Genomic DNA, 20,182 nt, shown 5'->3' on the forward strand with positions numbered 1-20,182 from the left:
CATACAGAGGGGCTCAGAAAATAAGCCATGTACCCACGGAATAAAACCCGGCTAACGCACGAAACTTAACGCAACGCCTGCGGGTCACTAACGCAATGCGTGTTCAGTCCTTGAACACCGCTTGCGAAGTGCTCGCCGTGGCCAAACATTCCGACCTGCGTAACACCTTGTCCCTCGACAGCCTGAATTTCTTCCTGGCGGATGTACGCGACGGCCTCGGACCCTATCTGGCCATTTACCTGCTGGCCGTGCACCAATGGGACCCGGCCAGTATTGGCGTGGTCATGACCCTGGCAGGTATCGCCGCATTGATCACCCAAGGCCCGGCGGGCGCATTGATCGACCGCACCCGCAGCAAGCGCGCGGTGATCGCGCTGGCCGCTATTGTGGTAACCGCCAGTTGCCTGCTGCTGCCCTTTGTCAGCTCGTTCAGCCTGGTGGCATTGACCCAGGCCGCCAGTGCCGTCGCCGCCTCGGTGTTTGCACCGGCGATTTCCGCGATCTCCCTGGGGATCACCGGGCCGCGCGCGTTCACCCGCCGCACCGGACGCAACGAAACCTTCAACCACGCCGGCAATGCCGTGGCCGCCCTGTTGGCCGGCGGCCTGGCCTACTTGTTTGGTCCAGTGGTGGTGTTTTACCTGATGGCGTTCATGGCACTCGCCAGCATCATTGCGATCAGCTGTGTGTCCGCCGAGGCCATCGACCATGAAGTGGCCCGCGGCTTCGACCCGGCACATCACACCGACCATGAACAACCGTCCGGCATGAAAGTGCTGCTGGCGAATCGCCCGCTGCTACTGTTTGCCATCTGCTGCGCGCTGTTTCACCTGGCCAACGCCGCCATGCTGCCGCTGGTCAGCCAGAAGCTGTCGCAGATCAACCTGCAGATGGCCACGCCACTGACCTCGGCGTGCATCGTCGCCGCCCAGTTGGTGATGGTGCCGATAGCCTGGCTGGTCGGGCTCAAGGCTGACCTGTGGGGGCGCAAACCGCTGCTGATGGCCGGTTTCATGATCCTGCCGCTGCGCGGCGTGCTCTACACCTTGTCCAGCGACCCTTATTGGCTGGTGGCCGTGCAAATGCTCGACGGCATTGGCGCGGGAATCTTCGGCGCGCTGTTCCCGGTGATCGTCAAGGACCTGACCCAGGGCACCGGCCGCTTCAACGTCAGCCTGGGCGCCCTTTCCACCGTGTTTGGTCTGGGCGCGGCACTGAGCAGCAGCCTGGCGGGTTTCGTGGTGCAACAGGCCGGGTACAACGCGGCATTCCTGACCCTGGCCGGGGTCGCAGCGCTGGCCTTGGCGTTGTTATGGCTGGCAATGCCGGAGACCCTGGCGAAACCTTCCTTCGCCGGACATACAACTGTCGCCTGACATATGCGACAATGCGCGCCAAATTCCAACACACATCCCCCATTTTCTGCTCAGCGACCGGGTTTCGCGCCTTGATGTCGCTGTTGACGCATGCCTGAAGGCTCCTGCCGACACGCTCGCAACCCATTGATAGGTAAAGTAATTGATCTCCACAGCTAACATCACCATGCAGTTCGGCGCCAAGCCGCTCTTCGAGAATGTCTCGGTCAAGTTCGGCGCTGGCAACCGTTATGGTTTGATCGGTGCCAACGGTTGCGGCAAGTCGACCTTCATGAAAATCCTCGGCGGCGACCTCGACCCGTCCGGCGGCCAGGTCATGCTGGAGCCGAACGTACGCCTGGGTAAACTGCGCCAGGACCAGTTCGCCTACGAAGAATTCACCGTGCTCGACACCGTGATCATGGGCCATGAAGAGCTGTGGAAGGTCAAGGCCGAGCGCGACCGCATCTACTCGCTGCCGGAAATGAGCGAAGAAGACGGCATGGCCGTGGCCGAGCTGGAAACCGAGTTCGCCGAGATGGACGGCTACACCGCCGAATCCCGCGCCGGTGAACTGCTGCTGGGCCTGGGTATTCCGCTGGAACAGCATTTCGGCCCGATGAGCGAAGTGTCTCCAGGCTGGAAACTGCGCGTATTGCTGGCCCAGGCGCTGTTCTCCGACCCTGAAGTGCTGTTGCTCGACGAACCGACCAACCACCTGGACATCAACACCATCCGCTGGCTGGAAAACATCCTGACCCAGCGCTCCAGCCTGATGATCATCATCTCTCACGACCGTCACTTCCTGAACAGCGTGTGCACCCACATGGCTGACCTGGACTACGGCGAGCTGCGCCTGTTCCCGGGCAACTACGACGAGTACATGACCGTGGCGACCCAGTCCCGCGAGCAACTGCTGTCGGACAACGCCAAGAAGAAGGCGCAGATCTCCGAACTGCAATCCTTCGTCAGCCGCTTCTCGGCCAACGCCTCGAAAGCCAAGCAGGCCACCTCCCGTGCCAAGGCGATCGACAAGATCCAGCTGGCCGAAGTCAAGCCATCGAGCCGGGTGAGCCCGTTCATCCGCTTCGAGCAGAACAAGAAGCTGCACCGCCAGGCCGTCATGGTCGAAAAAATGGCCAAAGGCTTCGACGGCAAACCGCTGTTCAAGGACTTCAGCTTCCAGGTCGAAGCCGGCGAGCGCGTGGCGATCATCGGCCCGAACGGTATCGGCAAGACCACCCTGCTGCGCACCCTGGTCAACGAACTGACCCCGGACGCCGGCAGCATCAAGTGGACCGACGCCGCGGAACTGGGCTACTACGCCCAGGACCATGCGCATGACTTCGAAGACGACGTGACCCTGTTCGACTGGATGGGCCAGTGGACCCAAGGCGAGCAAATGATCCGTGGCACCCTGGGCCGCATGCTGTTCTCCAACGACGAAATCCAGAAGTCGGTCAAGGTGATTTCCGGTGGTGAGCAAGGCCGCATGCTGTTCGGCAAGCTGATCCTGCAAAAGCCGAACGTACTGATCATGGACGAACCGACCAACCACTTGGACATGGAATCCATCGAAGCGCTGAACCTGGCGCTGGAGAACTACCCGGGCACGCTGATCTTCGTCAGCCACGACCGTGAGTTCGTCTCGTCCCTGGCCACCCGCATCATCGAGTTGAGCGCCGACGGCGTGATCGACTTCAGCGGCACCTATGACGATTACCTGCGCAGCCAGGGTGTGGTGTTCTAAAGCACTCGATTTATTGTAGTGAGCGGGCTTGTTGTGGCGAGCGGGCTTGCCCCGCGTTGGGGCGCGAAGCGGCCCTAAAAAAACACCGCGCTCTGTCTGACAGAACGCGGTGTTTTCTATTGGGGCTGCTTCGCAGCCCAACGCGGGGCAAGCCCGCTCACCACAACGGCATCGTTTACCGCGCAAAGCCTGTTCATCAGACAAAGTAGTTAGCCAGCTTCCTTTTCCCCCGCGCCCTTGCCATCATGCCCGCACCGCCCGCCCGCGAACGAGTGCCCATGCCTGCCGCCGCCCCCAGCTCGATATCGATCACCCTGCAGATCGTCTCCATCGTCTTCTACACCTTCATCGCATTTATCTGCATCGGCCTGCCGATTGCGGTAATTCCTGGCTATGTGCATGAGCAACTGGGTTTCAGCGCAGTGGTGGCAGGGATCACCATCGGTTCGCAGTACCTGGCGACGCTGCTCAGCCGCCCCATGGCCGGGCGCATGTCCGACAACGTCGGCACCAAGCGTGCGATTGTGCTGGGCCTGGCCGGGATTCTGCTGAGTGGCGTACTGACGTTCTTCGCCACGCTGGTGGCAAGCCTGCCATCGTTGAGCCTGGGTATCCTGATCGTTGCGCGGCTGCTGCTGGGCGTCGCCCAAGGCCTGATCGGCGTGGGCACCATCAGTTGGTGCATGGGCGCCGTCGGTGCGGAACACACTGCACGGTCGATCTCGTGGAATGGCATCGCCTCCTACGGTGCCATCGCCATTGGCGCACCGCTTGGCGTGGTGATGGTCGCGGAATATGGCTACAACAGCCTCGGCATCGCACTGACAGTATTGTCCGCACTCGGGTTGCTGCTGATCCGCAATAAACCCTCGGTGCCAGTGGTGCGCGGTGAACGGCTGCCGTTCTGGGCGGTGTTCGGACGTATCGCGCCGTTTGGCGCCAGCCTGTGCCTGGCCTCGATTGGCTACGGCACCCTCACTACCTTTATCACCCTGTACTACCTCAATCGCGGCTGGGCCGGCGCGGCGTACTGCCTCACGGTATTCGGCGTGTGCTTTATCCTGTCGCGACTGGTGTTTATCTCTGCCATCAGCCGTTTCGGCGGGTTCCGCGCAGCCATTGCCTGCATGACCATCGAAACCCTCGGCCTGACCCTGCTGTGGCTGGCGCCGTCTACCGGCGTAGCATTGATTGGCGCCGGGCTGACCGGCTTTGGCCTGTCGCTGGTGTACCCGGCGCTGGGTGTGGAAGCCATCAAGCAGGTGCCCAACAGCAGCCGTGGCGCGGGGCTGAGCGCATATGCGGTATTTTTTGACCTGGCCCTGGCGATTGCCGGGCCGTTGATGGGCGCCGTGGCGCTCAACCTCGGCTACGGCTGGATTTTCTTCTGCGCGGCGCTGTTGTCGGTCACCGCCCTGGGCGTGACCCTGCTGCTCATGCGCCGCGCTTACTGATCCGCCGTCTGCAAGCCTGCGCGGGTGGATTGGCCGAGGGTGTGACTGAAGAACCGTCCCGCCTCGGAGATCAGGTCGCGGTGAATGCCTTCGCGGTCGACCCCGTCGGCATCGGTGCAAATCGCCGGCATCGTTGCCAACTGATCGCTGTCACACGGTGCCATGAACACGAAGTGCCCTGCCCCGGCCAAGAGCTTGAAGTCCGGTGGCTCCGGCAGTTTGCGCGCCAGTGCAGCCGCGTTCTTATCCACCGCCACCAACTTGTCGCCGTCGCCACTGTAGAGCAGCACCGGCACATGCACATCGGCCAGGGTGTGGCGGCCAAACATCAGGCTCAGCGGCGCCATCAACATCAGGGCATGGATGCGCGGGTCGGATTGCGGTTGCAGGTCGTCACGGTCCACCACCAGCTCGCCCTTGGTGGTGCAGGCATCGCGATCTTCCGGACGCTCCTGGCAATACCGGCGCAGGCGGTCGAAATCCGGCTTGGCGCCGGCCAGGATCAACGCGGTCTCACCCCCGGCTGAGTAACCAATGACACCCACCTGGTCGACGTTGACGAATGGCGACAGCATCGGGTCGCCGAGGGTGGCGGTGATCGCTTCGGAAATCTGGATCGGCCGACCATACAGGTTGCTCACCGTGCCCAGGCGACTGTGATCCTTGTAGTTGTCACCCGGGTGCAGCACCGCCACCACCACAAAGCCTTTGCGCGCCAGTGACGTGGCCAGGTCATGCAGTGCCAGGGGCGTACCGGTGTTGCCGTGGGACAGCATCAGCATCGGGAAACGGCCGATGGCGATCTTGGAATCTTCGGTGGCGGCGACGTGATAGGCACCCACCTGTGTGGTGTGCTCTAGATCGGTAGAGGGATAGAAGGCGATCGCCTTCATGGGTTGCAGGTCCAGCGGATCGAGAAACGTCATGCGGTGAAAGCCCACACTCCAATGCGGGTGCGGCGCGGGTGCGGCGTGCACTGAAATCAGGCCGCCGAGCAGGGAAAGAACCATAACAGCACAAAGACGCATCATGGGGATGTCCACCTTTGCTGCGTGAGAACCGACATATCGAAAAAAGTCCAGGGTGTTAAACCCATGCTTGCACAACCTGGGCCAAAGTAATGACAGCGCACAAACGAAAAAACTCCGTACTCCGTTCGTTTTGAGGCGAGCAGAATACAGAGTTTAGGCGCCCGGCTTCAGAATGAAACCGAGCAAAGGCGGAATTTACACAAGCCTTACGCGGCGGCGAACAATTGTTCGTTGATGACTACGTTGGCGTCGTTCAGGGACTTGCTGCGCACTTCATCACCGTAGGCCAGGCCTTCGGCACGCACGATTTCGATATCGGTGATGCCGAGGAAGCCAAACAACAGCTTCAGGTAGCCTTCGTGGGCCGCGCCCGATGCCTGGCCGGCGTGCAGGCCGCCTGCGGTGGACACGATGATGACTTTCTTGTTGCCGCACAGGCCTTCAGGGCCGGCTTCGCTGTAGCGGAAGGTCTGGCCGGCGACGGCGATACGGTCGATCCAGGCTTTCAACTGGGTCGGAATGGTGAAGTTGTACATCGGTGCGCCAACCACTACCGCGTCGGCAGCGAGGAATTCAGCCAGCGACGAAGCGCTCAGGTCAGCCTCATGCTTCTGCGCGGCATCACGCAGCTCAGCGGCAGTGCCCAAGGCACCGAGGGTTGCGCCGGAAAAGTGGTTGATGCCTTCGCTGGCCAGATCACGGTAGGTCACTTCCACACCCGCTTCAGCCGCTTGCCAGGCCTTGACCACGCCCGCACTGAGCTGACGGGACGCCGAGTTGTCGCCGAGAATGCTGGAATCGATATGCAACAGTTTCATGCGGGATCTCCAAGTGAGGATCGCGGTGGGGCGATCAAGTGAGGTTAATCCTACAGATGATCCGAATAAAGGATTAGACCGTTGAAACGCGACTGTTTGTCCCGCCAGTGAGACAATCCAAGCACAGCATGGCCTGATCCAGCCGAGTTATTGCCCGATCCTCTGCAACGCTGGATTTGGCGCCAGCTTCGCTGCATTCTCGCCGCCATTGCGATCACCACTGAGCCCGCCATGCAGCCACACGCCCCAGCCCTGACCAAGGACCTGACCCTGATTCTCGCCATCTGCTGCGGGTTTTCGGTCGCCACGATTTATTACAACCAGGCCATGCTGCCGCTGATTGCGGACACATTTGGGGTGTCCACCGCCCATGTCGGGCAGATCGCGATGCTCACCCAGCTGGGTTACGCCTGCGGGCTGTTGCTGTTTGTACCGCTGGGCGACCGCATCAGCCGTCGCACCTTGATTCTTGCGGTGCTGTGCCTGAACTTTGCCAGCCTGCTGGCCTCGGCCACCGCCCCCTCCTATGCCGGGTTGCTGGTGGCCAGCGTACTGCTGGGCCTGTCGGGTATCAGCGCCCAAGTGATCATCCCCGCCGCGTCCGACCTCAGTGACCCCATGCAAAAAGGCGCGGTGCTTGGCCTGATGGTCAGCGGCCTGTCCGCCGGCGGCCTGCTGGCGCGTACTGTGAGCGGCGTGGTCAGCGGCTGGCTGGGCTGGCGCGGCATGTTCGCCCTCGCCGCCGCACTGGATGTGCTGCTGTTCATGGCAATCCTGACGCGCATGCCCGCCTCGGTCTCCACCAGCAAACTGGCGTACGGAGCCTTGCTCAAGTCCCTGTGGGGCCTGGCGACGCAGTACCCCACCCTGCGGCAATCGGCGATCAAGGCTGCACTGGTTTTCGGTGCGCTGAACGTGTTCTGGGGCTCCATGGCCGCGCTGCTGGCCGCGCCACCCTACGGGTTCTCCAGCGCCCAGGCAGGCCTGCTCGGGTTGTCCGCCATCGTCGGCATTCTCTGCGCCTCGACCATCGGCCGGCAGACTCGGCGCCACGGCGGTTTTCTGGAATGGCTCGGTATTACTACCGTGCTGGCGGCCTTCGTGCTGATCTACCTGTTCGGCCCCCAGGGCTGGTGGTGGCCGATCCTGATCGCGGCGACCTTCCTCGACCTCGGCAACCGTATCAACCAGCTCGCCAACCAGACCCGCGTGCTGGCCCTGGAACCGGCCGCCACCAGCCGCCTGAACACCGTTTTCATGGTGGTCTACTTCATCGGGGGCGCCCTGGGCTCGGCCAGCGGCGCCTTTGCCTCAGCGCACTACGGCTGGCAAGGCCAGGCGCTGACCGGCGCAGCATTCGCCGGGTTGGCGCTGCTGCTGACCCTGCTCAATGGGACGAGACGTACATCGACGCCGACGTAGGCGCCGGCAACGCATAGGTGCGTTTCATCCACTGGATTTCCGCCTGGGGCGTGCGCCCGAAGAAGCGCTTAAATTCGCGACTGAACTGCGATGCGCTTTCATAGCCGACCTTGGCACTCGCCGTGGCGGCGCTGATATCGCTGCGCAGCATCAGCAAACGCGCCTGGTGCAGACGCGTGGACTTGAGGTACTGCATCGGCGAGGTGTCGGTGACCGTGCGGAAATGCGCGTGAAAGCTCGGCACACTCATCATCGCCTCCCGGGCCAACGCCTCCACGTCCAGGTGCTGGGGATAACACCCATGGATCTTGCGAATCGCCCGCGCCACCTTGCCGAACTGCCCCTGGCGATTCAACGCGGCGCGCATCGAACCGCCCTGCTCGCCCGTGAGAATCCGGTAGTAGATTTCGCGCATCAGCGCCGGGCCGAGGATGTGCGCGTCCATCGGCGTGCGCATGGCTTGCAGGAAGCGCAACAACGACTCACCGAGCAAGTCATCCATGGGCGATGAATACATGCCGCGCGGCTTGGCGTCGACCATTGCCGGAAACGCATCCAGCGCCACCATCAGTTCCGCCGCGAGGGTGAAGTCCAGGCGCAGGTACACCGCCAGCATCGGCTCGGCTTCACTGGCGTCGGTCTCCATGGTGAACGGCACCGGCACTGACACCACCAGGTAGTGCTGGGCGTCGTACAGGTAGACCTCATCCCCCAGATATCCGCGCTTGCGCCCCTGGCAGACAATCACGATGCCGGGGTCGTACAGCACCGGCACCCGCTGCAACGGACGGTTGGAGCGCAGGAAGCGCACGTCGTCCAGTGCGCTCAGGTTATAGCCCTCGACAGGCGCCAGGGCGTCCATCAGCGCGATGATTCTGTCTGTACGGTCCATGGATCCAGGCCTCTGTGCAAAGTGCCACGGTAACGCGCAATCCACATCCAGGCTACGTCCTCATAGGAATAGGCAATCAGCACATTGGAATGGATATTCGCTCAAACACTGTCTCTGCGTAGCCTGAAACAGCACTTTCAGCCCTCGGAGACTCCCCATGCTTATCGTCTACAACCCTGCTACCGGTGAAGAAGTCGGCCGCGTCGCCCAGAACACCAGCAGCCAGGTCAAAGCCGCCGTCGACCGTGCCTGCGCCGCCTTTCCCGCCTGGTCATCCAGGCTGGCCAAGGAGCGCAGCGACCTCCTGCGCCGCTGGCACGACGCGGTCAAGGCCGACAAGGAAGCCTTCGCCGAATTGCTCTGCCGCGAAAACGGCAAATGCCTCAGTGAAGCCCGTGGCGAGATCGACTACGGCCTGGGTTTTATCGAGTGGTATGCCGAAGAGGCCAAACGCGTGTACGGCGACACGATCCCCACCCATGACCGCAACGCGACTGTGCTGGTGACCAAGGAGGCCATCGGCCCGGTCGCCGCGATCACCCCATGGAATTTCCCATTCATGATGATCACCCGCAAGGTCGCCACGGCCCTGGCCGCCGGTTGCACCATGGTGATCAAGCCTGCCGAGGATACGCCGCTCACCGCGTTCAAATTGCTCGAATACGCCCGCAAAGCCGGGATCGCGGAAGGCGTGCTGGAGGTGGTAGTGGGCGATCCCAAGGCGATCGGCCTGATCCTCACGGGCGACCCGCGTATCCGCAAGATCTCGTTTACCGGCTCCACCGGCGTTGGCAAATTGCTCGTCGCACAATGCGCGGCGAGCATCAAGAAGATGACCCTGGAGCTGGGCGGCAACGCGCCGTTTATCGTGTTTCAGGACGCCAACCTGGATGAGGCGGTGAAGGGACTGGTCGGTGCCAAGCTGCGCAACTCCGGCCAGGTATGCATCTCGCCGAACCGGATCTTTGTGCAGCACAGCATCCTCGACGACTTCATCACACGCGTGAAGCACGCCGTGGCCGAGATCGAAGTGGACCAGGGCCTGCGTGAAGGCTTTGTGGTCGGCCCGTTGGTCAATCAAGCGGGTTTCGACAAGGTCGTGCGCCTGGTGGAAGCCGCGAAGGCTGCCGGAGCCAGCGTGCTGATGGGCGGCAAACCCCACGCCAAGGGCGGCCTGTTCTACGAGCCGACGATATTGACCGGCTTGCAGGACGACTCCCCCCTGGCCACCGAGGAGATCTTCGGGCCGGTGTTCGCCATCTACTCGTTCAAGGACGAAGCAGAAGTGATCGCCCGCGCCAACCAGACGGAATTCGGCCTGGTCGCCTATGCCTACACCAGCGCATTGGGGCGGTCGTTGCGCCTGTCGCGCCAATTGGAGGCTGGCATGGTGATTCTCAACTCAGGATCGGTCGGCACCGCGTCCGTGCCGTTTGGCGGGATCAAGCAGTCCGGTTATGGCCGTGAAGGCAGCCACTACGGGATCGAAGAGTACGTGCAGGTGAAGTATGTGTTGATGGGCGGTGCGCATTTGTAGTGGATTTGCCCTCGTCAGGCGCGGATAGTGCGTCCCATTGACAGGACAATAGGTTGATCATGCAAGACCTCAACGACCTCTACTATTTCGCCAAAGTCGTCGAAGCCGGCGGTTTCGCCGCCGCCGGCCGGCTGCTGGGGATTCCCAAGTCGCGGCTGTCGCGGCGCATCGCCGAGCTGGAAGAGCGCCTCGGCGCACGCCTGCTGCAACGTACCACCCGTCAACTCACCCTCACCGCCGTTGGCGAGCGCTACCTGCGTCATTGCCAGGCCATGCTGCTGGAGGCGGAAATGGCCGATGAGGCCGTGGCCAGCATGTCCAGCGAGCCCCGTGGGCGACTGCGGGTGAGCTGCCCGGTGGGCATGGCCCAGCACATCCTGCCGGAGCTGGTCGCCGGTTTTCTTGCCGCCCACCCTCAGGTGCAGTTGGAGATGACCCTGGTCAACCGCCGCGTCGACCTGGTGGCCGAAGGCATCGACGTGGCCTTGCGCGTGCGCGAACTCGGCGATGAAGACCCGCTGTTGGTGACCAAACGCCTGCGCCAGGCCCAGACCGTGCTGGTGGCCAGCCCCACGATGATGCTCGGGCGTCAGGTTGCGACCCTGGATGACCTCAAGCAGTTGCCGATTCTCGGCGCGCTGGAGGCGGACCGCCTGGTGCATCAACGCATTCTCGACCCCCAGGGCAACGCCCACGACCTGGCGATGGAAGCCCGCCTGGGTATCGACGATTTTATCGTGCGTAAAGCCAGCGCCATCATGGGCCTGGGCTTTACCGTACTGCCGATGATGTACTGCGAAGAGGAATTGGCGAACGGCCGATTGGTACAACTGCTGCCCGAATGGTCGTTGCCGGGCGGTTGGCTGCAGGCGGTCTACCCGCATCGGCGCGGCGTGCTGCCGGCGATCCGCGCCTGGATCGACTACCTTGAGGAAGGCTTCAAAGGCTGTGGAGACCGCTTGCTATGAAGATGACCGAAGCACAAGTCGCGGCGTTCTGCCTGGCACTGCCCGGCGCGCGCGAAGACTACAAATGGGGTGGAGTGCGGGTGTTCTCGATTGCCGGCAACAAGATGTTCGCCCTGCAAAACCTGCGCGGTGACTCGCTGGCGTTCAAGGTCGACAAGGAGCTGTTCCTCGGCCATGTGGATCGCCCGGGCATCCACCCGGCGCCGTACCTGGCGCGTGCGCAGTGGGTCATCATGAACACGCCCTACCCGCTGGGCGCCGAAGAACTGCGTGGCTTGTTGCAACGCTCCCACCAGTTGGTGGTGAGCAAGTTGCCCAAGCGCACGCAGGTCGGGTTGCTGCTAGAGGACTGAGAGCAAAGTGCCGCCGAGGAACAACTGGTCCAGCCAGAACACCTCATGCAGCAACACGATCACCCAGAACAACACCTGGTAAGACACCTTGCGCGTCTTGTGGCGGAACACCTGCTGGGCAATCAACGCTCCCGGCCAGCCGCCCGCCAGCTCCACGGCGTGCAGGATGTTTTCCGGGGTGCGCCAGCGATCGGTCTGTGCTTTGCGCTTGTCGCTCCAGTACAGGAAAAACGCAACCACGCTGACCACGCCATAGGCCGCCAGCGGGATCAGCGTCTCGCCGCGATACCAGACCAGGGCGGCCCCTATCAACGGCGCCGCGCACAACACTATAAAGATCGCCGCCTTCAAGCGCGGATACTGGATGTTCAAGGCTTGACCGCCGTCCAGTCGATCCAGCCGAACTGCCAGGTCGCCAGGATCAGCAGGCCGAACGCGATGCGGTACCAGGCAAATGCCGCGTAGCTGTGGCTGGCGATGAACTTGAGCAAGCCCTTGACCGCAATCATCGCGAAGATGAACGAGGTCACGAAGCCGATGGCGAACACCGGGAAATCCGCCGGCTGGAACAGGTCACGGTACTTGTAGCCCGAGTACAGCGCGGCACCGACCATGGTCGGCATGGCCAGGAAGAACGAAAACTCGGTCGCGGTCTTGCGCGACAGGCCGAACAGCAGGCCGCCAATGATGGTCGCACCGGAGCGCGAAGTGCCGGGGATCATGGCCAGGCACTGGGCGAAGCCGATCTTGATCGCATCTTTCCAGGTGATCTCGTCAACGGACTCGGCGTGGGTCCGGTGCTGGCGCCGCTCGGCCCACAACATGATGATGCCGCCGACCACCAGGGCGGTCGCCACGGTGATCGGGTTGAACAGGTAGTGCTTGATCAGGTCGGCGAAGATCACCCCCAATACCACTGCCGGCAACACGGCAATGATCAGGTTGACCGTAAAGCGCTGGGCATTGCGCTGGCTTGGCAAACCGATGACCACGTCGAGAATCTTGCGGCGAAACTCCCAGACCACGGCGAGGATCGCACCCAGCTGGATGATGATGTTGAAGGCCTCGAAACGCTCGCCGCCGAAGCCGATCAAGTCGGCGACGATGATCTGGTGGCCGGTGCTGGAAATCGGCAGGAACTCGGTCAGCCCCTCCACAACGCCAAGAATCAATGCCTGTATGGCGGTCCAAAAATCCATGCTTCCCCCAAAGGTCTTGCTCTATGGCAAGCCTTGCTGATCTTTTTAATGGTTCACTGACGACAAGACCCGGGGCTGATTCTCAACCCCGGCACGCAAAAATCTTGTGAAAAATCAGACAGTATTCAGGTTTTCCGAATACAGGCCGAAAGCCTATCAGACAAGGCGAAAAAGTCGATGCGGCGCCCACAATTATAAAAAGCACGGAGTGACAGGACGATGAACAGTTTGCGCAATATGTCGATCAGCCGGCGTCTCTGGCTGATCCTGATAGTCGCCGTGCTGATGCTGCTGGCCCTGGGTTTGCTGATGCTCAAGCAGATCCACGGCGACCTTTACCAGGCCAAGCGCCAACAGACCCAACACGTGGTCCAGACCGCCAGCGGGATCCTGACGTTTTATCACGGCCTCGAAACCACCGGCGTGATGACCCGCGAAGCGGCCCAGAAACAAGCCCTGAGTGCCGTGCGCGGCTTGCGCTACGACCACGACGACTATTTCTGGATCAACGACCTCACGCCCGTGATGATCATGCATCCGGCCAACCCCAAGCTCGACGGCCAGAACCTCTCGGCCATCCGCGACCCCGACGGTTTTGCGGTGTTCAACGAATTCGTGAGCCTGGCCAAGGCCAAGGGCGCGGGCATCGTCAACTATCGCTGGCCGAAACCGGGTGCGGAAGCGCCGGTGGCCAAGACCTCGTACATCCAACTGTTCGAGCCGTGGGGCTGGATCATCGGTTCCGGCGTGTACGTGGACGATGTGCAGGCCGAGTTCAGCGGCCAGGTGTGGAAAGCCTCGTTTATCGGCCTGGGTATCGCGGTGCTCATGGCGTTGCTGGTAGCGCTGATCGCCCGCAGCATCGTGCGGCCGTTGCAGGACGCGGTGAACGCCATGGGCAACATCGCCAGCGGCGAAAGCGACCTGACCCGCAGCCTCGACACCCACGGCCAGGACGAAGTCACCCAACTGGCCCGGCACTTCAACAGCTTCACCGCCAAGCTGCGCCAGGTGGTCAGCCAGTTGCAGGAATGCGCCAACGCCCTGGGCCAGTCGTCCCAGGAACTGGGCACCAATGCGACCCAGGCCCATGATCGCAGCCAGCAGCAGTCCCAGCAGATGGAACTGGTAGCCACCGCCATCAACGAAGTCACCTACGGTGTGCAGGATGTAGCCAAGAACGCCGAACACGCCGCCAGCGAAATGCGCGACGCCCAGGCCCAGGCGCAGCAAGGCCAGGTCAATATCGACGGCAGCCTGCAGCAGATCGACCAGCTCTCCGGCACCATCAGCCAGGCGGTGGAGGTGATCCGCACCCTGTCCGCCGAAAGCACCCAGATCGGCAGCGTGCTCGAAGTGATCCGCTCGATTGCCGACCAGACCAACCTGCTGGCCCTCAACGCCGCGATCGAGGCAGCCCGCGCCGGCGAACAAGGTCGTGGCTTTGCGGTGGTGGCCGACGAAGTGCGGCTGCTGGCCCAGCGCACACAAAAGTCCACCGCCGAGATCCAGGGCATGATCGAGCGCCTGCAAGGCCACTCGGAAGCCGCGGTCAAGGTGATCAGCGACAGCCACAGCGCCTCGCAACTGACCATCGAACAAGCCGGCCAGGCCGGGGCCAGCCTGACCGCCATCGGCCAAGCGCTGCGCAACCTCAACGGCCTCAACGCCTCGATTGCCAGCGCGACGCTGCAACAGGCCCATGTGGTGGAAGACATCAACCAGAACGTCACCCAGGCGGCGGGCTTGTCCCACAGCACCGCGCTGGCGGCGGAGCAATCGAGCGTGGCGAGTGGACAGTTGCGTGGCCTGAGTGAACAGCTCGACGGCCTGCTGCGCCAATTCAAAATCTGATGCTGCTTGTGGCGAGCGGGCTTGTTGTGGCGAGCGGGCTTGCCCCGCGTTGGGCTGCGCAGCAGCCCTAAAACCAGACACCGCTTACTGTCAGGCAGTACGCGCCGTATTTATGGGGCTGCTACGCAGCCCAACGCGGGGCAAGCCCGCTCACTACAGAGATAATGCCCGCAGCATTCTTCTTTGGTTACAATCCCCGCCCTCTCCCACTCCCCCAAGGAACCATCATGTCCGGGCTTGAACTGTTCGCCGCTGCCCTCGGGGTGATCGCGGTATGGCTGACGGTCAAGCAAAACCCCTGGTGCTGGCCGATCGGGCTGGTGATGGTGTTGCTGTACACCTGGGTGTTCTTCGACGTAAAGCTCTATTCCGACATGCTCTTGCAGGTGGTCTACGCCGCGCTGCAGGTCTACGGGTGGTGGCAGTGGACCCGCGCCGGCGAGGTCAAGCAAGGGCGCCAGGTCACCAGCCTGGGCGTGCCGGCGATCATCGCCAGCCTGGCCGTGGGTGCGGTGGGCAGCCTGCTGCTCGGTGCGGCCATGGCCCACTGGACCGATGCCGCCCAGCCCTGGCTCGACGCCGCCCTCACCGGCTTCAGCCTGGTGGCACAGATGTGGATGGCGCAGAAGCGCGTACAGTGCTGGCCACTGTGGATCGCGGTGGATGTGATCTTCGTCGGGCTGTTCCTCTACAAAGGCCTGTACCTCACCGCAGCGCTCTACGCGCTGTTCACCGTGATCGCCGTGCAAGGCTGGCGTGAATGGCGCGCCGACCCGGCGTTGCACCCATGAAGGTGGTGGTACTGGCCGGCCCGGAATCCAGCGGTAAAAGCTGGCTGGCGGCAGAGTTGCAAGCGCATTTCGGCGGGTTGATGGTCGGTGAATACGTACGCCATTTCATCGATCACCATCAGCGCGACACCACCCTGGCCGACATCCCGGCCATTGCCCGAGGCCAACTGGCCTGGGAAGACGCCGCCCGCGCCCGGCAGCCCGAACTGCTGATCCTCGACACGCACTTGCTGACCAACAAGCTCTGGAGCCAGACCCTGTTCGGCGACTACCCCGCCTGGCTCGACAGCGAACTGCTGGCCCGCCACTACGACCTGCACCTGCTGCTCTCGCCGGACGATGTGGAATGGACCGCCGACGGCCAGCGCTGCCAGCCGGAGCTGGCGGATCGCCAAGCGTTCTTCCGAGGCGGCCTGGAGTGGATCGAGCACCATCAGCAGCCCGCCCTGGTGATTCGTGGTCATTGGGCACAGCGCCGCGCCAGCGCATTTGCAGCGGTTGAACAGCTACTCTCCGGCACGCTCCAGGTTGGCATTCACCCTTAGCAGCAACGCCAGCAAGGTCGCCTCCTCCTCTTCACTGAACCCCTCCAGCGCCTGCGCGCTGCCTTGCAGCATGATCGCGCGGGCGGCGGGCATGCGTTCGCGCGCCGCGTCGGTCAGGGTAATCAAGCGGCTGCGTTTGTCAGCCGGGTCAGCCACCCGTTCGATCATGCCGTCACGCTCCATACGACCCAGCAACTGGGCCATGCTCGATTGCTCGACACGGGCGATGCGCACCAGTTCGGCCTGGGGCAACCCCCCGCTGCGCTTGAGCGCCACCAGCACCGGAATCTGCGCGACAGCAAAGCCCAGCGCTCTCAGGCGACCTTCGTAGAGGCGGATGAACCCCCGGTTCGCCATGCTGATCTGTTGCATGGGGTTTGGAGCAGGCGTTTGAATCTTCATGAGGGCGTTGACTTTCCATAGGATCCTATGAACTAAATGTATAGGATCCTGTAAACATCGCCAAGGACAACTTCATGCATACCTCGTTGCGCATCGCCATCGTCGGCGCCGGCCCCGGCGGGTTGACCTTGGCGCGAATCCTTTACCGCCATGGCGTCAACGCCAGCGTGTTTGAACGTGAACGTAGCCCGCTGGAGCGCCCACAAGGTGGCACGCTTGACCTGCATGCCGAATCCGGCCAACTCGCCTTGCAGCGTGCCGGCCTGGAGGACGCGTTCAAACGCATCGCCCGTTACGAAGACCAAGGCTCGCGCTTGATGGATCAGCATGGGCGCTTGCTGTTCGAAGCCCCCAACCCGGGCGCAGGCGACCGCCCTGAAGTCGACCGCACCGCCTTGCGCCAGGCGCTGCTGGATTCACTGCCGCAAGACTGTGTGAGCTGGGGTGTCAGCGTCACCGACGTTCGCCCGACCGGTGATGAACGTTGGACGCTGCATCAAGACGCGCTCACCCACGGGCCCTTCGACCTGGTGGTGGGTGCCGACGGCGCCTGGTCGAAAATACGCCCGCTGCTGTCGACCTATCAGCCGCAATACAGCGGATTGACCTTTATCGAATTCGGCATCGACGATGCAGACTGTCAGCACCCGCATCTCGCCGGACTGGTCGGCCGAGGCACCCTGCAGGTTACCGGAGAAGCCAAGGCGATCATCGTGCAGCGCAACGCCAACGCGCATTTGCGCGGCTATGCGATCTTCCGTGTACCGTCCGACTGGGCAGCCGATCACCTCAGCCTGCCCGCACTGAAAGCCCAGTTCCATGGCTGGCACCCGCAGGTATTGGCATTGTTTGATGCGGCGAACGAGACGGTACTGGCGAGACCGATCTACGCCCTGCCCGTCGGCCATCGCTGGTCCCACCGCCAGGGGTTGACACTGATCGGCGATGCGGCCCATCTGATGTCGCCGTTTGGCGGCGAAGGGGTGAACGCGGCGATGCTGGATGCGGCTGAACTGGCGCAGCACCTGCTGGAGACACCCGACTGCTCATCCGCAGTGCAGGCCTATGAAAACCACATGTTCGAACGGGTGATACCGGCGGCCCAGGGCAGCGCCGAAGGCGCCGCCATCCAGTTATCCCACGACAGCCTGGCGCTGTCCCTGGCCCACCTGCATCACCACCTCACGCCTCAGTAGCCCAGCGACAGCCCCGTATTGCGACGCGGGTCATTCGCCCCATAGAAGCGGTTGTTACCCACCGGTTTGCCATCCAGCGACGGTGCGCCCACCAGGATCGCCGCCAAGTGGTTGGCATCCTGCGGACCGGCAAACTTGTGGCCCCAGCTTTCGAGGATCTTCTGGGTGTCCGGGCTCACTGCAAACCGCTCGAGGTTGGTGGTTTCCGGCATCCATTGCTGGTGGAAACGCGGCGCGTCCACGGCTTCCTGGATATTCATCTTGTAGTCGATGACGTTCAGGATGGTCAGCAAGGTCGCGGTAATGATGCGGCTGCCACCTGGCGTACCCACCACCATCACCGCCTTGCCGTCCTTGGTCACGATGGTCGGGCTCATCGACGACAGCGGCGCCTTGCCCGGTGCGATGGCGTTGGCTTCACCCTGGACCAGGCCGTACATGTTCGGCACGCCGACCTTGACGGTGAAGTCGTCCATTTCATCGTTTAGGATCACCCCGGTCTTGCTCGCCATCACGCCCGCACCGAACCAGTCGTTGAGGGTGTAGGTAACCGACACAGCGTTGCCCCACTTGTCGACGATGGAATAGTGAGTGGTGTTGTTGCCTTCATGGGGTGACACGCCTGGCTTGATCGCCTGGGAGTCACCGGCCTTCTGCGGTTCGATGGCGTCGCGCAGTTTGGCCGCGTAGTTTTTGTCCAGCAGGTGCTCGATCGGGTTCTTCACGAAGTCCGGGTCGCCGAGGTAGCTGTTGCGGTCCACGTAGGCGTGGCGCATGGCTTCGATCTGGTAGTGCAGGCCTTGGGCCGAGTGATAGCCCAGATCAGCCATCGGGTAGCCTTCGAGGATGTTCATGATCTGGCAGATCACTACGCCACCCGAGCTGGGAGGCGGTGCCGAGACCACGTGATAGCCACGGTAGTCGCACTCGATGGGCGCCAGTTCGCGAGTCTTGTACTTGTCGAGGTCTGCCTGGGTGATGATGCCCTTGCCGGCCTGGCTGGAATCCACCAGCGCCTTGGCCACCCAGCCTTTATAGAAACCGTCGCTGCCCTTGGCCGAGATTTCCTTGAGGGTCTTGGCCAGGTCCTTCTGCACCAACTTCTGGCCGACCTGCATCGGCTGGCCGTTATGCAGGAAAATCCCGCGCATGTCCTTGTCTTTTTCAAACTCGCCGGTAGCGGTGTGCAGCAGGTCAATGTCGCCCTGCTCCAGCGCAAAGCCGTTTTCCGCCAGCTTGATCGCCGGGGCGATGACCTGGGCGCGCTTGAGGGTGCCGTACTTGCTCAGCGCCAGCTCCATGCCCGACACGGTGCCGGGCACGCCGACAGCCAGGTGGCCCTTGGCGCTGAGGCCGTCGATGACCTTGCCGTCCTTGTCCAGGTACATGTCGGCGGTGGCCGCCAACGGGGCTTTTTCGCGGAAGTCGAGGAAGGTCTTGCGCCCGTCCGCCAGTTGCACGGTCATGAAACCGCCGCCGCCCAGGTTGCCCGCCGCCGGGTACACCACCGCCAGCGCATAGCCCACGGCCACGGCAGCGTCGACCGCATTACCGCCGGCCTTGAGCACATCTACACCCACATGAGTTGCCAAATGCTGGGCCGTCACCACCATGCCATTTTCACCGGCCACCGGGGCCTGGGAAGCGGCTTGCACACCACTGACGGTCAACACCAGGGCTGTGGCAATCAAGGTACGGCTGAAAGGTTGGTATTTCATCCATGGCTACTCTAGTTATTGGGACGCACCAAAATAGCCCGTTGCGGATTTAATCCCCAGCGCAATGGCGTTTTTATTACAGAACTTGTCGGTCACAGAACGGACCTGAAAACGCCCATGCTATATTTCGCGCCCTGACTGTCCCGCAAGGCGCTCTGACATGGTGATCAAGAAGACCGGCATCCGCGCCCAACAGGCCGACCAGACCCGCGCGCGCATCCTCCAGGCGGCGGTCAAGGTGTTCACCCGTGACGGTTATTCCGGCGGGCGTGTCGACACCATTTCCAAGGAAGCCGACTCCAACGACCGCATGCTTTATTACTATTTCGGCAGCAAGGAACACCTGTTCGTCTGCGTGCTGGAACACATCTATGAGCAGTTCAACAAAGCCGAAAGCAAGCTCAAGCTGGACCTGGACTCACCGGAGCAGGCCCTGCGCGACCTGGTGGCGTTTATCTGGAATTACTACGTCAAGCACCCGGAATTCGTGGCGATCCTGAGCATCGAGAACCTGCACCAAGGCAAGCATGCCCAGCAATCCGGCGAGATGCGCAGGTTGTCCGGTGAAGCCGTGGGCGTATTAAAGCCGATCATCGAAGCCGGCCAGGCCCAGGGGGTGTTTCGCCAGGATGTCGACCTCAAGCACGTGTACTTGATGATCGCCTCGCTGTGCTACTTCTATAACTCCAACCGGCATACCCTCAGCTCATTCCTCGGTGAAGACCTGGCGAACAAAGGGCAGCAGCAGGATTGGCTGGGGTTTATCAGCGATTTAGTGGTACGCGGCGTCACCCCGACCTCCCTGTAAGAACCGAATCCAACTGTGGGAGGGGGCTTGCCCGCGATAGCGGTGGGTCAGCTAAACATAGGCTGGCTGATGCACCGCCATCGGGGGCA

19 protein-coding genes are annotated in these 20,182 nt (G+C 62.4%); 12 read left to right on the forward strand and 7 right to left on the reverse strand.

All coding sequences use genetic code 11. From position 1 onward, the window contains the following. Window positions 1-137: 137 nt before the first annotated feature. From M2497_RS16730 to M2497_RS16740, 3 genes are all read left to right on the forward strand, one after another. Window positions 138-1,376, forward strand: coding sequence for an MFS transporter (locus M2497_RS16730; RefSeq protein ID WP_248488219.1), 1,239 nt, complete (start codon window positions 138-140; stop codon window positions 1,374-1,376). 142 nt (window positions 1,377-1,518) lie between these two features. Beyond that, window positions 1,519-3,105, forward strand: coding sequence for an ABC-F family ATPase (locus M2497_RS16735; protein WP_248481728.1), 1,587 nt, complete (start codon window positions 1,519-1,521; stop codon window positions 3,103-3,105). Window positions 3,106-3,383: 278 nt separating this feature from the next. Then, window positions 3,384-4,559: an MFS transporter gene (locus M2497_RS16740; protein ID WP_248481729.1), complete on the forward strand. Its 1,176-nt coding sequence runs from the start codon at window positions 3,384-3,386 to the stop codon at window positions 4,557-4,559. On the opposite strand, the gene M2497_RS16745 is transcribed toward M2497_RS16740, so the two are convergent. After that, a complete protein-coding gene (locus tag M2497_RS16745) occupies window positions 4,553-5,590 on the reverse strand; it encodes a dienelactone hydrolase (RefSeq protein WP_058426151.1) in 1,038 nt (345 codons plus the stop codon). The genes M2497_RS16740 and M2497_RS16745 overlap by 7 nt on opposite strands. Before the next feature lie 206 nt (window positions 5,591-5,796). Next, window positions 5,797-6,408 carry an FMN-dependent NADH-azoreductase gene (locus M2497_RS16750; RefSeq protein WP_248481731.1) on the reverse strand — a complete coding sequence of 204 codons (612 nt, stop codon included), beginning with the start codon at window positions 6,406-6,408 and terminating at the stop codon, window positions 5,797-5,799. 231 nt (window positions 6,409-6,639) lie between these two features. Here M2497_RS16750 and M2497_RS16755 point away from each other — a divergent pair, with 231 nt between their 5' ends. Further along, entirely contained in the window at window positions 6,640-7,830 is a 1,191-nt protein-coding gene (locus tag M2497_RS16755; RefSeq protein ID WP_248481734.1) for an MFS transporter, read from the forward strand. On the opposite strand, the gene M2497_RS16760 is transcribed toward M2497_RS16755, so the two are convergent. Next, window positions 7,796-8,722 (reverse strand): AraC family transcriptional regulator, encoded by a 927-nt coding sequence (locus M2497_RS16760; RefSeq protein WP_248481736.1) that lies wholly within the window; start codon window positions 8,720-8,722, stop codon window positions 7,796-7,798. The genes M2497_RS16755 and M2497_RS16760 overlap by 35 nt on opposite strands. Before the next feature lie 157 nt (window positions 8,723-8,879). Between M2497_RS16760 and M2497_RS16765 the strand changes: the two genes are divergently transcribed. Genes M2497_RS16765 through M2497_RS16775 form a run of 3 tightly spaced genes read left to right on the forward strand, consistent with a single transcriptional unit; the run spans window position 8,880 to window position 11,580 of the window. Then, complete coding sequence (locus tag M2497_RS16765; RefSeq protein WP_248481738.1) at window positions 8,880-10,259, forward strand: NAD-dependent succinate-semialdehyde dehydrogenase; 1,380 nt, start codon at window positions 8,880-8,882, stop codon at window positions 10,257-10,259. 59 nt (window positions 10,260-10,318) lie between these two features. Next, window positions 10,319-11,227: a LysR substrate-binding domain-containing protein gene (locus tag M2497_RS16770; protein ID WP_248481740.1), complete on the forward strand. Its 909-nt coding sequence runs from the start codon at window positions 10,319-10,321 to the stop codon at window positions 11,225-11,227. Further along, window positions 11,224-11,580 (forward strand): MmcQ/YjbR family DNA-binding protein, encoded by a 357-nt coding sequence (locus tag M2497_RS16775; protein ID WP_058426148.1) that lies wholly within the window; start codon window positions 11,224-11,226, stop codon window positions 11,578-11,580. Before M2497_RS16770 ends, M2497_RS16775 begins: the two co-directional genes overlap by 4 nt. Here M2497_RS16775 and M2497_RS16780 read toward each other — a convergent pair. Both M2497_RS16780 and M2497_RS16785 read right to left on the reverse strand, forming a co-directional pair. After that, window positions 11,569-11,952: a DUF1294 domain-containing protein gene (locus tag M2497_RS16780; protein WP_248481742.1), complete on the reverse strand. Its 384-nt coding sequence runs from the start codon at window positions 11,950-11,952 to the stop codon at window positions 11,569-11,571. The genes M2497_RS16775 and M2497_RS16780 overlap by 12 nt on opposite strands. Beyond that, window positions 11,949-12,779 (reverse strand): undecaprenyl-diphosphate phosphatase, encoded by an 831-nt coding sequence (locus tag M2497_RS16785; protein WP_071495794.1) that lies wholly within the window; start codon window positions 12,777-12,779, stop codon window positions 11,949-11,951. Before M2497_RS16785 ends, M2497_RS16780 begins: the two co-directional genes overlap by 4 nt. Window positions 12,780-12,998: 219 nt before the next feature. Between M2497_RS16785 and M2497_RS16790 the strand changes: the two genes are divergently transcribed. The 3 genes from M2497_RS16790 to M2497_RS16800 all read left to right on the forward strand — a co-directional run bounded on the left by M2497_RS16790 (window position 12,999) and on the right by M2497_RS16800 (window position 15,969). After that, entirely contained in the window at window positions 12,999-14,633 is a 1,635-nt protein-coding gene (locus tag M2497_RS16790) for a methyl-accepting chemotaxis protein (RefSeq protein ID WP_058426145.1), read from the forward strand. A 227-nt stretch (window positions 14,634-14,860) separates the two neighbouring features. After that, window positions 14,861-15,424: a nicotinamide riboside transporter PnuC gene (gene pnuC, locus M2497_RS16795; RefSeq protein WP_248481744.1), complete on the forward strand. Its 564-nt coding sequence runs from the start codon at window positions 14,861-14,863 to the stop codon at window positions 15,422-15,424. After that, the gene (locus M2497_RS16800; protein ID WP_248488220.1) at window positions 15,421-15,969 is read left to right on the forward strand and encodes an AAA family ATPase; all 549 of its coding nucleotides are present in this window, start codon (window positions 15,421-15,423) and stop codon (window positions 15,967-15,969) included. The genes pnuC and M2497_RS16800 overlap by 4 nt, the downstream gene beginning before the upstream one ends. Here the strand turns inward: M2497_RS16800 and M2497_RS16805 are convergent. Further along, window positions 15,931-16,371: a MarR family transcriptional regulator gene (locus M2497_RS16805; RefSeq protein WP_248481746.1), complete on the reverse strand. Its 441-nt coding sequence runs from the start codon at window positions 16,369-16,371 to the stop codon at window positions 15,931-15,933. The two genes, M2497_RS16800 and M2497_RS16805, sit on opposite strands and share 39 nt — an antisense overlap. Before the next feature lie 74 nt (window positions 16,372-16,445). Between M2497_RS16805 and M2497_RS16810 the strand changes: the two genes are divergently transcribed. Next, window positions 16,446-17,567, forward strand: coding sequence for an NAD(P)/FAD-dependent oxidoreductase (locus M2497_RS16810; protein ID WP_248481748.1), 1,122 nt, complete (start codon window positions 16,446-16,448; stop codon window positions 17,565-17,567). Here M2497_RS16810 and ggt read toward each other — a convergent pair. Then, a complete protein-coding gene (gene ggt, locus M2497_RS16815) occupies window positions 17,561-19,285 on the reverse strand; it encodes a gamma-glutamyltransferase (RefSeq protein ID WP_248481750.1) in 1,725 nt (574 codons plus the stop codon). The genes M2497_RS16810 and ggt overlap by 7 nt on opposite strands. Window positions 19,286-19,445: 160 nt before the next feature. On the opposite strand from ggt, the gene M2497_RS16820 reads away from it, so the two are divergent. Further along, window positions 19,446-20,093, forward strand: coding sequence for a TetR/AcrR family transcriptional regulator (locus M2497_RS16820; RefSeq protein ID WP_248481752.1), 648 nt, complete (start codon window positions 19,446-19,448; stop codon window positions 20,091-20,093). Window positions 20,094-20,182 lie beyond the last annotated feature (89 nt).

Origin of the sequence: Pseudomonas sp. CYM-20-01, assembly GCF_023169845.1 — a bacterium.
Lineage (GTDB): Bacteria > Pseudomonadota > Gammaproteobacteria > Pseudomonadales > Pseudomonadaceae > Aquipseudomonas > Aquipseudomonas azotoformans.

Coding starts and splice junctions, on each gene's coding strand:
- M2497_RS16740 (WP_248481729.1), top strand. CDS start 3,384: ATGCCTGCCGCCGCCCCCAGCTCGATATCGATCACCCTGCAGATCGTC.
- M2497_RS16745 (WP_058426151.1), bottom strand. CDS start 5,590: ATGATGCGTCTTTGTGCTGTTATGGTTCTTTCCCTGCTCGGCGGCCTG.
- M2497_RS16750 (WP_248481731.1), bottom strand. CDS start 6,408: ATGAAACTGTTGCATATCGATTCCAGCATTCTCGGCGACAACTCGGCG.
- M2497_RS16755 (WP_248481734.1), top strand. CDS start 6,640: ATGCAGCCACACGCCCCAGCCCTGACCAAGGACCTGACCCTGATTCTC.
- M2497_RS16760 (WP_248481736.1), bottom strand. CDS start 8,722: ATGGACCGTACAGACAGAATCATCGCGCTGATGGACGCCCTGGCGCCT.
- M2497_RS16765 (WP_248481738.1), top strand. CDS start 8,880: ATGCTTATCGTCTACAACCCTGCTACCGGTGAAGAAGTCGGCCGCGTC.
- M2497_RS16770 (WP_248481740.1), top strand. CDS start 10,319: ATGCAAGACCTCAACGACCTCTACTATTTCGCCAAAGTCGTCGAAGCC.
- M2497_RS16775 (WP_058426148.1), top strand. CDS start 11,224: ATGAAGATGACCGAAGCACAAGTCGCGGCGTTCTGCCTGGCACTGCCC.
- M2497_RS16785 (WP_071495794.1), bottom strand. CDS start 12,779: ATGGATTTTTGGACCGCCATACAGGCATTGATTCTTGGCGTTGTGGAG.
- M2497_RS16790 (WP_058426145.1), top strand. CDS start 12,999: ATGAACAGTTTGCGCAATATGTCGATCAGCCGGCGTCTCTGGCTGATC.
- pnuC (WP_248481744.1), top strand. CDS start 14,861: ATGTCCGGGCTTGAACTGTTCGCCGCTGCCCTCGGGGTGATCGCGGTA.
- M2497_RS16800 (WP_248488220.1), top strand. CDS start 15,421: ATGAAGGTGGTGGTACTGGCCGGCCCGGAATCCAGCGGTAAAAGCTGG.
- M2497_RS16805 (WP_248481746.1), bottom strand. CDS start 16,371: ATGAAGATTCAAACGCCTGCTCCAAACCCCATGCAACAGATCAGCATG.
- M2497_RS16810 (WP_248481748.1), top strand. CDS start 16,446: ATGCATACCTCGTTGCGCATCGCCATCGTCGGCGCCGGCCCCGGCGGG.
- ggt (WP_248481750.1), bottom strand. CDS start 19,285: ATGAAATACCAACCTTTCAGCCGTACCTTGATTGCCACAGCCCTGGTG.
- M2497_RS16820 (WP_248481752.1), top strand. CDS start 19,446: ATGGTGATCAAGAAGACCGGCATCCGCGCCCAACAGGCCGACCAGACC.